At 62.9% G+C, this 13,789-nt stretch carries 15 protein-coding genes; 8 read left to right on the top strand and 7 right to left on the bottom strand.

The genetic code is table 11. The annotated features are described in order from the left end of the window. The first annotated feature begins 145 nt into the window (after nt 1-145). From AMK05_RS07510 to rsmA, 3 genes are read left to right on the top strand one after another with little or no spacing between them, the layout of a single operon-like run. On the top strand, nt 146-1,090 hold the full coding sequence (locus AMK05_RS07510) for a peptidylprolyl isomerase (RefSeq protein ID WP_064837947.1): 945 nt from the start codon (nt 146-148) through the stop codon (nt 1,088-1,090). Nucleotides 1,091-1,096: 6 nt separating this feature from the next. Then, on the top strand, nt 1,097-2,125 hold the full coding sequence (pdxA, locus tag AMK05_RS07505; RefSeq protein ID WP_064837946.1) for a 4-hydroxythreonine-4-phosphate dehydrogenase PdxA: 1,029 nt from the start codon (nt 1,097-1,099) through the stop codon (nt 2,123-2,125). Further along, nucleotides 2,125-2,952: a 16S rRNA (adenine(1518)-N(6)/adenine(1519)-N(6))-dimethyltransferase RsmA gene (rsmA, locus tag AMK05_RS07500; RefSeq protein WP_064837945.1), complete on the top strand. Its 828-nt coding sequence runs from the start codon at nt 2,125-2,127 to the stop codon at nt 2,950-2,952. Before pdxA ends, rsmA begins: the two co-directional genes overlap by 1 nt. Here rsmA and gmk read toward each other — a convergent pair. The 7 genes from gmk to fabD all read right to left on the bottom strand — a co-directional run bounded on the left by gmk (nt 2,949) and on the right by fabD (nt 9,538). Continuing rightward, entirely contained in the window at nt 2,949-3,611 is a 663-nt protein-coding gene (gene gmk, locus AMK05_RS07495; RefSeq protein WP_064837944.1) for a guanylate kinase, read from the bottom strand. The two genes, rsmA and gmk, sit on opposite strands and share 4 nt — an antisense overlap. Before the next feature lie 3 nt (nt 3,612-3,614). Next, the gene (locus tag AMK05_RS07490; RefSeq protein ID WP_064837943.1) at nt 3,615-4,502 is read right to left on the bottom strand and encodes a YicC/YloC family endoribonuclease; all 888 of its coding nucleotides are present in this window, start codon (nt 4,500-4,502) and stop codon (nt 3,615-3,617) included. Between the two features lie 18 nt (nt 4,503-4,520). Next, the gene (gene mltG / locus AMK05_RS07485) at nt 4,521-5,759 is read right to left on the bottom strand and encodes an endolytic transglycosylase MltG (RefSeq protein ID WP_064841303.1); all 1,239 of its coding nucleotides are present in this window, start codon (nt 5,757-5,759) and stop codon (nt 4,521-4,523) included. A 179-nt stretch (nt 5,760-5,938) separates the two neighbouring features. Next, a complete protein-coding gene (fabF, locus tag AMK05_RS07480; protein WP_018447415.1) occupies nt 5,939-7,201 on the bottom strand; it encodes a beta-ketoacyl-ACP synthase II in 1,263 nt (420 codons plus the stop codon). 93 nt (nt 7,202-7,294) lie between these two features. After that, entirely contained in the window at nt 7,295-7,531 is a 237-nt protein-coding gene (locus tag AMK05_RS07475; protein WP_003547058.1) for an acyl carrier protein, read from the bottom strand. A 286-nt stretch (nt 7,532-7,817) separates the two neighbouring features. Continuing rightward, nucleotides 7,818-8,555: a 3-oxoacyl-[acyl-carrier-protein] reductase gene (gene fabG, locus AMK05_RS07470; RefSeq protein WP_003578339.1), complete on the bottom strand. Its 738-nt coding sequence runs from the start codon at nt 8,553-8,555 to the stop codon at nt 7,818-7,820. 38 nt (nt 8,556-8,593) lie between these two features. Further along, the gene (gene fabD / locus AMK05_RS07465; RefSeq protein ID WP_064837942.1) at nt 8,594-9,538 is read right to left on the bottom strand and encodes an ACP S-malonyltransferase; all 945 of its coding nucleotides are present in this window, start codon (nt 9,536-9,538) and stop codon (nt 8,594-8,596) included. 214 nt (nt 9,539-9,752) lie between these two features. Here fabD and AMK05_RS07460 point away from each other — a divergent pair, with 214 nt between their 5' ends. The 5 genes from AMK05_RS07460 (at nt 9,753) to rplI (ending at nt 13,573) form a co-directional block, all read left to right on the top strand. Next, nucleotides 9,753-10,796: an aldo/keto reductase gene (locus AMK05_RS07460; RefSeq protein WP_064837941.1), complete on the top strand. Its 1,044-nt coding sequence runs from the start codon at nt 9,753-9,755 to the stop codon at nt 10,794-10,796. 311 nt (nt 10,797-11,107) lie between these two features. Continuing rightward, a complete protein-coding gene (rpsF, locus tag AMK05_RS07455) occupies nt 11,108-11,575 on the top strand; it encodes a 30S ribosomal protein S6 (protein ID WP_003574183.1) in 468 nt (155 codons plus the stop codon). Nucleotides 11,576-11,589: 14 nt separating this feature from the next. After that, entirely contained in the window at nt 11,590-11,838 is a 249-nt protein-coding gene (gene rpsR, locus AMK05_RS07450; RefSeq protein ID WP_003547038.1) for a 30S ribosomal protein S18, read from the top strand. 148 nt (nt 11,839-11,986) lie between these two features. Next, complete coding sequence (locus AMK05_RS07445; protein WP_064837940.1) at nt 11,987-12,973, top strand: DUF2232 domain-containing protein; 987 nt, start codon at nt 11,987-11,989, stop codon at nt 12,971-12,973. 21 nt (nt 12,974-12,994) lie between these two features. Continuing rightward, a complete protein-coding gene (gene rplI / locus AMK05_RS07440; protein ID WP_049733920.1) occupies nt 12,995-13,573 on the top strand; it encodes a 50S ribosomal protein L9 in 579 nt (192 codons plus the stop codon). Nucleotides 13,574-13,789 lie beyond the last annotated feature (216 nt).

Below are 13,789 nucleotides of genomic sequence, written 5' to 3'. Positions count from 1 at the left end.
GGCCTGAAGCCATTCTTTCGCCGTATGCCTGTGCAGGACATTGCCGCCAGTCGATATCTGAGGCATAGGGGTTTGGCCGCGTGTCTCGCACTGTGGTAAAAAACGCCGCGAACAACGTCTCGCGGCGCTATCGGGAGGTCAACAGATGATTGACGCGAAAAAAGCCATAACCAAGTTCCTCGCCGGGGCGGCGCTTGCCTTGCTGACGGGTGTTGCCGCTCCTGCACTTGCCGCAAGCGAGGTCAAGGCCGTGGTGAACGGCACCGCCATCACCAGCGGCGACGTCGCCAAACGCCAGGCCTTCCTGCGCCTGCAGCATACCAAGGCCGACGCCAAGGCTGCCGAGGAGCAACTGATCGACGAGGCGCTCAAGCGCCAGGAGGTTTCCCGCGTCCATATGTCGGTTTCGCAGCAGGACGTCGATGCGTCCTTCGCGCGCTTTTCGGCCGGCAACAAGCTTTCCGTCGCGCAGATGTCGCAGATCCTCGATCGCGCCGGCGTCGGCGTCGACCATTTCAAGGGTTTCATCGCCGTGCAGATGAGCTGGCCGCGGGTCGTCAACGCGCGCTACGGTTCGACCTCGCGGCTGTCGAACTATGATCTCGTCTCGCGCATGATGCAGAACAACAAGCAGAAGCCGGTGACGACCGAATACATGCTGCAGCAGATCATCTTCGTCATTCCGCAGGCCAAGCGCAACGCCATCACCGGCAAGCGCAAGGGCGAGGCCGAGGCGTCGCGCGCGAAATTTCCGGGCTGCGACCAGGCAAAGGTCTTTGCCGCGACGATGCGCGATGTTTCCGTGCGCGATCTCGGCCGGATGCTCGCCCCCGAAATCCCGCCGGATTGGAAGCCGCTGGTCGAGCAGGCCAAAGGCAATACGACAGGAACCCGCGTCACCGACAAGGGCGTCGAATATCTGGCGATCTGCAGCCAGCGCCAGGTTTCCGACGACCAGGCGGCCGAGATGGTCTTCCGCCAGGAAGATCTCGGCAAGGCCAAGGCCGACAAGGACGCCAGCCCGGAAAACGAAAACAGCAAGAAGTATCTGGATGAACTGCGCAAAAAGGCGCAGATCGCCTATCGTTGATCTGCGATGACGATACCGTTTTCGCAACCGCTTGCGCTGAGCCAGGGCGACCCCGCCGGCATCGGGCCGGATATTACGCTGATGGCCTGGCTCCGGCGGCGCGAACTCGGGCTGCCGCCTTTCTTCCTGATCGGCGATCCCGATGTCTTGGCATTGCGAGCCCGGCAGCTCAATCTTTCGGTTTCGATCCGCGGGGTCGATAAAACCAGCGAGGCGGCCGGCCTATTTGCCGACGCGCTGCCGGTCATGACGGTGCCGGCCGGTATCGAAGTGGTGGCCGGCGAGCCGCATGCGGCGTCAGCGAAAGGCACGATCGCGGCGATCGAGAAAGCCGTGTCGCTTGTCATTAACCGCGAGGCGCTTGCGGTCGTGACCAACCCGATCGCCAAATCCGTGCTCTACGAGGCCGGCTTCCGGTTTCCCGGCCATACCGAATTTCTCGCCGATCTCGCCGCCAGGGCGACCGGCAGGCCGGTGACGCCTGTGATGATGCTGTCGGGACCGAAGCTTCGGGCCATTCCCGTCACCATCCACATTCCGGTCCGGGACGTGCCGCAGGCGCTGAGCGGCGACCTGATCGTCGAAACCTGCCGGATCGCCCATGAAGACCTGAGGCAGCGCTTCGGCATCGAGGCGCCGCGGCTCGCCGTCGCCGGTCTCAACCCGCATGCGGGCGAAGGCGGGACGATCGGCAGGGAGGACGAGGATGTCATCCGCCCGGCGATCGAGCGCCTGCGCGACGAGGGCATCGATGCGATCGGCCCCCTGCCCGCCGACACGATGTTCCACGACGAGGCGCGGGCGCGATATGACGTCGCCGTCTGCATGTATCACGATCAGGCGCTGATCCCGGCCAAGGCGCTCGGTTTCGACGACAGCGTCAACGTCACGCTCGGGCTTCCCTTCGTGCGCACCTCGCCCGATCACGGCACCGCTTTCGGCATCGCCGGCAAGGGACTGGCGCGGGAGCAGAGCCTGGTTGCGGCGCTGAAGCTCGCCGCCCAGCTCGGCCGCAGTGCGGAAAGCCGCCGCTGATGGCAGCACTTGATGGCCTGCCGCCGCTTCGCGACGTCATCCAGCGTCACGGCCTCGACGCACGCAAGGCGCTCGGGCAGAACTTCCTGCTCGACCTCAACCTGACGCAGAAGATCGCCCGCACGGCGGGCGCGCTCGACGAGGCGACCGTCTTCGAGGTCGGCCCCGGCCCGGGCGGGCTGACGCGGGCAATCCTGGCGCTCGGCGCCAAAAAGGTTATCGCCGTCGAGCGGGATACACGCTGCCTGCCGGCGCTCGCCGAGATCGCCGATCACTATCCCGGCCGGCTGGAGGTGATCGAAGGCGATGCGCTGAAGACCGATTTCGAGGCCTTGGCGCCGGAAGGCCCGATCAAGATCATCGCCAACCTGCCCTACAATGTCGGTACGCAGCTTCTGGTCAACTGGCTGCTGCCGAAGGCCTGGCCGCCGTTCTGGCAGTCGCTGACGCTGATGTTTCAGAAGGAAGTCGGCGAGCGTATCGTCGCCTCGGAAGACGACGACCATTACGGCCGGCTCGGCGTGCTCTGCGGCTGGCGGACGCAGGCGCGCATGGCCTTCGACGTGCCGCCGCAAGCCTTCACGCCGCCGCCGAAGGTAACTTCGACGGTGGTGCATCTGACGCCGCGGGAAAACCCCATCCCCTGCGCCGTTGCCAATCTGGAAAGAGTGACGCAGGCCGCCTTCGGTCAGCGCCGCAAGATGCTGCGCCAGAGCCTCAAACCGCTCGGCGGCGAGAGACTGCTCGTCAAGGCCGGGATCGATCCGGCGCGGCGGGCGGAGACCCTGTCGGTCGAGGAATTCTGCCTTCTGGCAAACAGTCTTTAGAGTGACGGGGTCTCTTCCAGCAGCTCGCGGACGAAATCGAACATGCCGTGGCGGCGGTCGCGGCGCAGGCGTTCGGCCTTGACGATCGACTGGACGGCGTCGAAGGCGGCGTTGAGATCGTCGTTGACGATGACGTAGTCATATTCGCGCCAGTGGGCGATCTCGGCGCGGCTGTTGGCGAGGCGCGTCTGGATGACCTCCTCGGAATCCTCGGCGCGGCGGTGCAGCCGCGACTGCAGCTCCGTCATGGTCGGCGGTAGCACGAAGATCGAGACGACGTCGGCCGACATCTTCTCCTGCAACTGCTGGGCGCCTTGCCAGTCGATGTCGAAGAGCATGTCGCGGCCCTCGGCCATGGCTTGCTCCACAGGCTCGCGCGGCGTGCCGTAGAAATTGCCATGCACCTCGGCCGATTCGAGCAGCGCGTCGCTGTCGCGCATCCGCTCGAACTCGCGCACGCTCTTGAAGTGGTAATGCACATCCTCGACTTCGCTCGGGCGGCGCTGGCGCGTGGTGACGCTGACGGAGAGGCCGATTTGCCTGTCCTGCTCCAGCAGCGTGCGCGCGATGGTGGACTTGCCGGCGCCCGACGGCGACGAGATGACAAGCATCAGACCGCGGCGGGCGATCTGGACGGGCGAGGATTTCGCCGGTTTCATGTCTTACTCCAAATTCTGGACCTGCTCGCGGAACTGGTCGATCACGACTTTCAGCTCGATGCCGGCGGCGGTGACCGCCGAGGCATTCGACTTCGAGCAGATGGTATTCGATTCGCGGTTAAATTCCTGTGCAAGGAAGTCCAGCCGGCGGCCGGCAGGGCCATCTTTCACCAGGAGATCGCGTGCTGCGGCAACGTGCGCCTTCAGACGATCGATTTCTTCGCGCAGATCCGCCTTGGTCGCCAGCAGTGCGGCTTCTGCATGCAGCCGGTCGCGGTCGAGCGCGGCCATGCCGTCCATCAGCAAGGCGACCTGCGCGGTAAGCCGCGCGGCAATCTCCTGCGGCGAGCGTGAGGGATCGGCCTCGATCGTGCGCGTCAGGCCTTCGATCGTCGTCACATGGTCGAGGAGAATGCGGGTCAGCGCCGAGCCTTCCTGTTCGCGCATGGCCCGGAGATCGGCAAGGGCTGCCAACAGGCCGGCAGTGATATCGGCGTCACGGGCAGCGAGTGCTTCCTCGCCATCCTCGCCTTCGCGAAACTCCACGATGCCGCGCACCAGCAGCAGCGTGTCGAGCTTCAGCGGCGCCGGATCGATCACGCCGTCCAATTGCTCGCGCATCGCAAGCACGGCTGAGAGCGCCTGCCTGTTCAGCACGGCCTCGAAGCGGTTCTCGTCGGCGGTGACGGACAGGGATGCCTGCAGGTTGCCGCGGCTGAAGCTTTCGCCGGCAAGGCGGCGGACGTCGGCCTCCATGCGTTCGAGGCCAGGCGGCAGGCGCAGCCGCAGGTCGAGGCCCTTGCCGTTGACCGAGCGCAGTTCCCATGCCCAGCGCCAGCGGCCGCTCGTTCCCTCGCGCCGCGCAAAACCGGTCATGGACTGCAAAGCCATACGAGCCTCCAGAAGCTATCAGTTGATCTTCTTTTTCTTCGGCGGCGCGACGGCTGCGCCGTCATCGGCCGGCTGCTCTTCAGGCTGGCCGTCGACTGCGATGTTCGGGTCCGAGCCCTTGTCGGCTTCGAGCTTGCGCCACCGCTTGACGTTGGCATTGTGCTCCTCGAGCGTCGCCGCGAAAACATGGCCACCGGTGCCGTCGGCGACGAAATAGAGGTCCTGGGTCTTCCAGGGATTGGCGACGGCCTCAAGCGCATCCTTGCCGGGATTGGCGATCGGCGTCGGCGGCAGGCCCTTGATGACATAGGTATTATAGGGCGTTTCCCGCTTCAGGTCCGACTGATAGATCGGCCGGTCTGCCGGTTTGCCGTCGCCGCCGAAGAGGCCGTAAATGATCGTCGGGTCGGACTGCAGGCGCATGCCCTTGCCGAGCCGGTTCAGGAAAACCGAGGCGACATGGGCGCGTTCGTCGGCAACGCCGGTTTCCTTTTCGACGATCGAGGCGAGCGTCACGAATTCTTCCTTGGACCGCAGCGGCAGCGAGGGATCGCGTTTGTCCCAGATCTGATCGACGATTTTCTGCTGTGCCGCCGCCATCTGCTGGATGATCTCCGAGCGCTTGGTGCCGCGCGAAAACTTGTAGGTATCCGGACGCAGGCTGCCCTCTTGAGGCAAGGCGGCCGGCAGATCGCCTTCCAGCACCTGATCCTCCAGCATGCGGTTGAACATCTGGCGGACCGTCAGGCCCTCGGGGAAGGAAACGGAATAGAGAATGGATTTGCCCGATTTCAGAAGCTCCATGATATCGCTCATGGAGGCTCTGGCCTTGATCTCATATTCACCGGCCTTCAGGCTCTCGCCGGCAGACAGATGCGTTGCCGTGAGATAGCGGAAGATGCGGGCATCGCTGATGATCGCATTGCGCTCGAGGTTCGAGGCAATTTCAGCGAGACCCGCGCCATTGCGGATGATGAAATTGGTATTGGTCTGCAGCGGACCGGGATTCCGATAGGTCGAGGTGGCGTAATAGAAGCCGATGACGGCGACGACGCAGACCAATACCGCCATCGTCATGATGAAGTTCAGGAACAGAACGACCTGGCCGCGGGCTTTCTTGGACCGCTTCGGCGGCTCCGGAACACGCTCCGGACGCAGGGCTTCGCTCGGCGACTTCGGGATGATCGGTCCCTTCTGCGCTTGCCGGCCGTTCTCGCCCTGCGGGGCATCGTTGCTCTGGTTCGTCGTATCGCTCACCGGCAATCCTCTAAAACTTGACCCTCACGTCGCTATTTCGCGAAGCAATGCGGCAAAAGCAGGTTCTGCCGCCGTTCAACGGCGCCGCTGCCGGTCGTTATGCGCCCGCACGCCCTGCTGCGCAATGCAGAGGAGCGGCCGTCGCGGCGCAAGGGACACTTATTGCGCCGCGCGGGCTGTTATTGCGCGTAACGGCGCAGAACGAGCGACGCGTTCGTGCCGCCGAATCCGAACGAGTTGGACAACGCCACATTGATTTCTCGCTCACGCGCCTTGTGCGGAACCAGATCGATCGCCGTCTCGCGTTCGGGATTGTCCAGATTGAGCGTCGGCGGCGCGATATTGTCGCGGATGGCAAGCGTGGTGAAGATCGCCTCGATCGCGCCGGCGGCACCAAGAAGGTGTCCCGTCGCCGATTTGGTCGAGGACATCGAGATCTTCGATGCCGCGTTGCCGACCAGCCGCTCGACGGCGCCGAGTTCGATCGTGTCGGCCATGGTCGAGGTGCCGTGGGCGTTGATGTAATCGATATCGGCCGGCGTCAGTCCGGCGCGCTTCAGCGCCATCGCCATGCAGCGGCCGGCACCTTCGCCGTCTTCGGATGGCGCGGTGATGTGATAGGCGTCGCCAGACAGGCCGTAGCCGACGATTTCGGCATAGATCCTGGCGCCGCGCGCCTTGGCGTGTTCCAGTTCCTCGAGCACGACGATGCCGGCGCCCTCGCCCATGACGAAGCCGTCGCGGTCGCGGTCATAGGGGCGCGAGGCCTTCTGCGGGTCGTCGTTGTGCTGGGTCGACAGCGCCTTGCAGGCTGCAAAGCCGGCGAGCGAAATGCGACTGACGGGGGATTCCGTGCCGCCGGCGACCATGACGTCGGCGTCACCCAGCGCGATCAGCCGCGCGGCATCGCCGATCGCATGCGCGCCCGTCGAGCAGGCGGTGACGACCGAATGATTGGGTCCGCGCAGCTTGTGGCGGATCGAGACCTGGCCGGAAACGAGGTTGATCAGGCGGCCCGGAATGAAGAAGGGGGAGATGCGGCGCGGGCCTTTGTCGCGCAGGGTGTAGCCCGCCTCGACGATGCCTTCGATGCCGCCGATGCCAGAGCCGATCAGCACGCCGGTGGCGATCTGGTCCTCATCGGTCTCGGGATGCCAGCCGGCATCGGCAAGCGCCATGTCGGCGGCGGCCATGCCGTAGATGATAAAGGGATCGACCTTGCGCTGCTCTTTCGGCTCCATCCACTGATCGACATTGAAGGTGCCGTCGGTGCCGTCGCCGATGGGAATACGGCAGGCGATCTTGGCGGGAAGGTCGTCGACCTCGAATTCGGTGACGAGACGGGCGCCGTTCTGGCCGGCAAGCAGCCGCGACCACGTCACCTCGGTTCCGCATCCCAAGGGTGACACCATGCCGGTACCGGTTATGACGACACGTCTCATCGCGTGCTTTCCCCCGTCTCTTATGCTCTATGGAGAAATAGGCCGAAAAGAAAAGGGCGGACTCCAAGCCCGCCCTTTCTCAAACTTACAGGATCAGGCCTGGGCCTTCTCGATAAACTTCACGGCATCGCCGACCGTCAGGATCGAGTCGGCAGCGTCGTCAGGAATTTCAACGCCGAATTCTTCTTCGAATGCCATGACAAGTTCGACCGTGTCGAGCGAGTCAGCGCCCAGATCGTCGATAAAGCTGGCGCTCTCGACGACCTTGTCGGCATCGACGCCAAGATGATCAATAACAATTTTCTTTACGCGTTCTGCGATATCGCTCATGTCGGTTTCCTCGACCTTATGTCCTGATCGGAATGCCGTTGCGGCACCCCTACCCTGTTTCAGCCTGCGATGTTTTCAGACATCCTCGGCAAACTCGTTTACCCGGCTTCAGAGATGTCCCAGGCTTGCAAAAAGCTCGCCGGTCCGTCTGCTTTCTCGGGACGACTGTTGACAGTCATGGCCCGCTTAACATGCTTTAGGTCTGCCGCAAAGCGAGAAAATCAACGGTTCGTGATTGCTCAACATGCTATTGGCGGAAATACTCGCATGCCGACGGTTTGTCGTTTCAGATCATCGCCATGCCGCCGTTTACGTGCAGCGTCTGGCCCGTCATATAGGCAGCCTCGGAGGAGGCAAGATAGGCGACGGCCGACGCGACCTCGCCGCCCGTGCCCATGCGCTTCATCGGGATCGCCCCCATGATCGCTTCCTTCTGCTTGTCGTTCAGCTTGCCGGTCATGGCGCTTTCGATGAAGCCGGGCGCGACGCAGTTGACCGTCACGTTGCGGGTGGCAATCTCCTGCGCCAGCGATTTGGTGAAGCCGATCATGCCGGCCTTGGAGGCGCAGTAATTGGCCTGGCCCGGATTGCCGGTGACGCCGACGACGGAAGTGATGTTGATGATGCGGCCATAGCGGCGGCGCATCATCGGATGCGTCAATTCGCGCGTCAGACGGAAGGTCGACGTCAGGTTCACTTCGAGAACGGCGTCCCAATCCTCGTCACTCATGCGCACGAAGAGGCCGTCCTTGGTGATGCCGGCATTGTTGACGAGAATGTCGACGCCTTCAAGTTCTGCCTCAGCCTTCTGGCCGAGCGCCTTGACCTCGTCGCGGTCGGAGAGGTTTGCCGGAAAGATCTTGACGCGCTCGCCGAGATCGGCCGCCAGCGCTTCCAGCTTCTCGACGCGGGTGCCGTGCAGGCCGACGATGGCGCCCTGCTTATGCAGAAGGCGGGCGATTTCCTCGCCGATACCGCCCGATGCGCCGGTGACGAGAGCCTTGCGGCCGGAAAGATCGAACATGGAAACGTTCCTTATATCTGGATATCTGGAAATACCAATCAGGCCATGAGGGCGGCAACGGCCGCGTCGATTACCGCCGGACCGTTGACGGAGATGCCGTTGACTGTCTTGTCGATGCGCCGCGCAAGGCCGGTCAGCACCTTGCCGGAACCAAGTTCATAAAGGGTGGTGACGCCATTGCCGGCGAACCATTCCACCGTCTCGCGCCAACGGACCTGACCGGTCACCTGCTCGACCAGCAGGCTGGCGATCTCGTCGGCACTCGTCACCGGGGCGGCGCGGACATTGGCGATCAGAGGCACGACCGGATCGGATTTGGCAACCGTTGCCAGGGCCGCACGCATGGCCTCGGCGGCGGGCGCCATCAGCTTCGAATGGAAGGGTGCTGAGACCGGCAGCAGGATGGCGCGCTTGGCGCCCTTGTCCGTTGCCAGGCCGGCTGCCTTTTCGACGGCTGCCTTCTCACCCGAGATGACGATCTGGCCGCCGCCATTGTCGTTGGCAATCTGGCATGCGCCGATAGCAGCGGCCTCTTCGCAGACGGCGACGACGTCGGCATGTTCGAGGCCGATGATCGCCGCCATGGCGCCGATGCCGACCGGGACTGCCGCCTGCATGGCATTGCCGCGGATGCGCAGCAGCCGGGCGGTGTCAGCGAGCGAAAAGGTGCCGGCGGCGCAAAGGGCAGAATATTCGCCGAGTGAGTGGCCGGCGACATAGGCGACTTTGGACTTCAGATCCAGCCCCTTGGCCTCAAGAATCCGGACGACGGCGATCGAGACGGCCATCAGCGCCGGCTGGGCATTCGCCGTCAGGGTCAACGTATCCTCGGGACCGTTGAACATGACGTCCGAAAGCTTTTCACCGAGCGCCTCATCCACCTCGTCGAAAACGGCGCGGGCTTCGGCGAAATTTTCGGCCAGATCCTTGCCCATGCCGACGGCCTGACTGCCCTGACCGGGAAAAGTGAAAGCAATGGTCATTCTCGTATCCCTGGCTCATGCCCCTGATTGCGCGCCCCGCGAGGCGTTTTGCCTCCAATTGACATTCTTTCCGGCAGAGTCAAGTGGCGGCCCATTCTCCGCAAAGCCTTCCGGACCGGCGCAAAAGCCAGGCTTTTACTCTTGCGCTCCGCCAAATCCGGCCTAGATTTGCCCGGTCCTCCCCAAGGCTTCAGCTCTCTCCCAAGGTTTTCTCATGAAGTACAATTCACTCGGCCGCACCGACATTTCCGTTTCAGAAATCTGCCTTGGCACCATGACCTGGGGTTCGCAGAACAGCGAAACCGACGCCCATGCGCAGATGGATTACGCCGTCGAAAAGGGCGTCAATTTCTTCGATACCGCCGAACTCTACCCGACCACCCCGGTTTCGCCTGAAACACAGGGCTGGACCGAGGACTATATCGGCAGCTGGTTCGGCAAATCAGGCAAGCGCGGGGATATCGTACTCGCCACCAAGGTCGCCGGCCGCGGCCGCGACTATATACGCGGCGGCGAAGGCGCCGACGCAAAGAATATCCGGCTGGCGCTCGAGGCCAGCCTGACGCGGCTGAAGACCGATTATGTCGATCTTTACCAGATCCACTGGCCGAACCGCGGCCATTTCCACTTCCGCCAGAACTGGAGCTACAATCCCTTCACCCAGGATCGCGACAAGGCCGTCGCCAATATGCTCGACATCCTGGAAACGCTGGGGGCACTCGTCAAGGAAGGCAAGATCCGGGCGATCGGCCTTTCCAACGAAACCACCTGGGGCATCCAGAAATACTTGACGCTGTCAGAGCAGAAGAGCCTGCCGCGCGTTGCCAGCGTCCAGAACGAATACAATCTGCTCTACCGCCATTTCGACCTGGATCTCGCCGAGCTTTCCCATCACGAGGATGTCGGGCTGCTCGCCTATTCGCCGCTCGCCGGCGGCATCCTGTCCGGCAAATATGTCGGTGGCGCCAGGCCGAAGGGTTCGCGCGGCTCGATCAACCATGATATCGGCGGCCGCCTGCAGCCGCTGCAGGAGCCGGCAACCAAGGCCTATCTGGAGATCGCGGCCAGATACGGTCTCGACCCGGCGGCCATGGCGCTCGCCTTCTGCCTGTCGAGACCCTTCATGGCCTCCGCCATCATCGGCGCCACCTCGATGGAGCAACTGAAAGTCGATATCGGCGCGGCCGACTTGACGCTGTCGAACGAAGTGTTGACTGAGATCGCCAAGGTGCACCGGCAGTATCCGCTGACGCTCTGAACCTGATCCTCTGATCCGGCCCGACGCTGGCGAACGGTCTGCGTCGGGCTTGAATATTGATTGGGGTTGCCTTTCCCCGAAAAATCCGTATAAGCCGCGCTGTTCGTTAACCCGGTCTTCTGGCTGGTGGCTGAACGGAGGGCCGGTTTCCTCGGAAATCGTTCGGAACGCAAGCGTTCCAGCCTCCCGTGTCTCCGCTCTCGACCGTCTCGGAAACGCTTTCTTGCCTGGGTTCGCCCAATCAGGAGCAGTCGTTGAGGCTTAGCCGCCGAATATCGGGTTGAACCAAACGCAAGAAAGGCAAAGCTGTCATGGCTCTTTATGAACATGTATTCCTTGCCCGGCAGGATATTTCCGCCCAGCAGGTCGATGCCCTCGTAGAACAGTACAAGGGTGTGATCGAAGCTAACGGCGGTAAAGTCGGGCGTATCGAGAACTGGGGCCTCAAGTCCCTCACCTACCGCATCAAGAAGAACCGCAAGGCGCACTACGCCCTGATGGACATCGATGCACCGGCTGCTGCCGTCCAGGAAATGGAACGTCAGATGCGCATCAGCGAAGACGTTCTTCGCTACATGACGATCGCCGTCGAGAAGCATGAAGAAGGTCCGTCTGCCATGATGCAGAAGCGCGACCGCGACGACCGTCCGCGTGAAGGCGGCCGTGGCCCGCGTGAAGGCGGCTTCGGCGATCGTGACCGCGGCCCGCGTCCTCCGCGTGAAGGTGGCTTCGGCGACCGTGAAGACCGTCCGCGCCGTCCGCGCGAAGACCGCGTATAAGGGAGATCCAAGATATGTCTGAAACTTCCTCCGCTCCGGTCCGCCGCCCGTTCCATCGCCGCCGCAAGACCTGCCCGTTCTCCGGCGCCAACGCGCCGCGGATCGACTACAAGGACGTTCGCCTGCTGCAGCGCTACATTTCCGAGCGCGGCAAGATCGTTCCTTCCCGCATCACGGCCGTTTCCCAGAAGAAGCAGCGCGAACTCGCCCAGGCGATCAAGCGCGCCCGTTTCCTCGGCCTGCTGCCCTACGTCGTAGCCTGATACAATATGTGACCCCCGGATCGCAGATCCGGGGGTTGCCTCCCTTCCGCGATGGGCGCGGATCGGAACTCTAAAAACCCATGTTGAGACGTTTCTGAATTCGATTCAGCAACATCCTCTAACTGCTTGATGAAGCAGGACAGCGACCTTGAACCGACCTGACCTTAAAACGCTGCTGATCGGCGCACTCGCCGGATTGACCGCCTTCCTGCTGATGCTGGGCGCGAGCATGCAGCCGTCGTTTTTCAGCGCGCTGCTCTACACGGCCTCGGCGCTTCCGATTCTGATCGTCGGGCTCGGCTGGGGCAATGCCGCGGCAATCGCGGCCGTCGTCACGGCAGCCGCACTCGGCGCGGCCCTCATCTCCCCCTCTTTCGCGCTAATCATGACGCTGGTGACGCTGTTGCCAGCCGGCTGGCTCAGCCACCTCGCCAATCTCGCCCGTCCCGCCTCCGAACTCGGCGGCCCGGACCATCTGCTGGCCTGGTACCCACTCTCCGATATCCTGCTGCATCTCTGCGGCTTGGTGACGCTCGCTGTCATCGTCATCGGCGTGATGATCGGCTATGGGCCTGCCATCACCGATCAGATCGTCGACCTGCTGATCGCCTCGGTCAAGGACCAGCAACCGGAATTCATGCCCGATCCGGCGGCGACCGCGCAGACCAAATCGCTGATCGTGCTGATGCTGCCGGCGGTGCAGGGCGGCATGTGGGTCTCCATGCTGTTTGCCGCCTATTATTTTGCCGTGCGTATCGTCGCAGCCTCCGGCCGCGGTCTTCGCCCGCGCGAGGACATCCCCTCGTCGCTGCGCATGAACCGCAACTCGATCTTCATCTTCCTCGCCGGGCTTGCCGCCTGCTTCTTCGGCGGCGTGCCGGCACTGGTCGGCGCGACGGTAATCGGCACTTTCGGCGCCGGCTTCATGCTTTCCGGTTTCGCCTCGCTGCATTTCCGCACGCGCGGCAAGGACTGGCGGCTGCCGGCCCTCATCCTCAGCTACCTGGCCTCGATGCTCATTCTGCTGCCAGCTTTCCTCATCCTCGTCCTCGGTCTCAGCGATACGCGCAAGGCGATCGCGCTGACCCCGACGAAAGATGCTGATGCCCCCAAACAATCCGACACGAAAATCTGAGACACAGAAAGGTAAAAGAAAATGGAAGTCATCCTTCTCGAACGCATCTCCAAGCTCGGCCAGATGGGCGAAACCGTAAAGGTTCGCGACGGCTTTGCCCGTAACTACCTGCTGCCGCTCGGCAAGGCGCTGCGCGCCAACGCCGCCAACAAGACCCGCTTCGAAGCCGAGCGTGCGACGCTCGAAGCCCGCAACCTCGAACGCAAGTCGGAAGCCCAGAAGGTCGCCGACGTTCTCGACGGCAAGTCCTTCATCGTCGTGCGCTCCGCCGGCGAAACCGGCCAGCTCTACGGCTCGGTCGCTGCCCGTGACGTCGTCGAGATTCTCGCCGCCGAAGGCTTCAACATTGGCCGCAACCAGGTTCACCTGAACACGCCGATCAAGGCGATCGGCTTGCACAAGGTCGAGCTGCAGCTGCATGCCGAAGTCGAAATCCACGTCGAGCTGAACGTTGCCCGTTCCGCCGAAGAGGCAGAGCGCCAGGCCAAGGGTGAAGAACTCACCTCGGTCGACGCCATCTACGGTGTCGACGAAGACGCTCTGCGTCCGGAAGATTTCTTCGATCCGGAAGCCGACGGCGTCGACGAAGACGAAGCATAATATCGTCGGAGCGATCCGCGTGAGGGAAGCCCGGCCTTAGCGCCGGGCTTTTTCGTTGGGGATGATCCGGATGTTTTTGCTGCGTGCCTTATGGCATCGCGCTAAAATAACCTTCTCCGAAACGGATGGGCTGAGTCGGCACCATGCCGTGTCGTGCGGGTGACACTGACGGTATTTCTCCTTTGTGTCGCCCCGGACTGTGGAGAAGTCGAACAA

This window comes from Rhizobium sp. N324 (genome assembly GCF_001664485.1).
GTDB lineage: Bacteria > Pseudomonadota > Alphaproteobacteria > Rhizobiales > Rhizobiaceae > Rhizobium.
The sequence above is the reverse complement of the archived record's forward strand: the minus strand, read 5'-3'. Positions and strand labels throughout refer to the sequence as shown.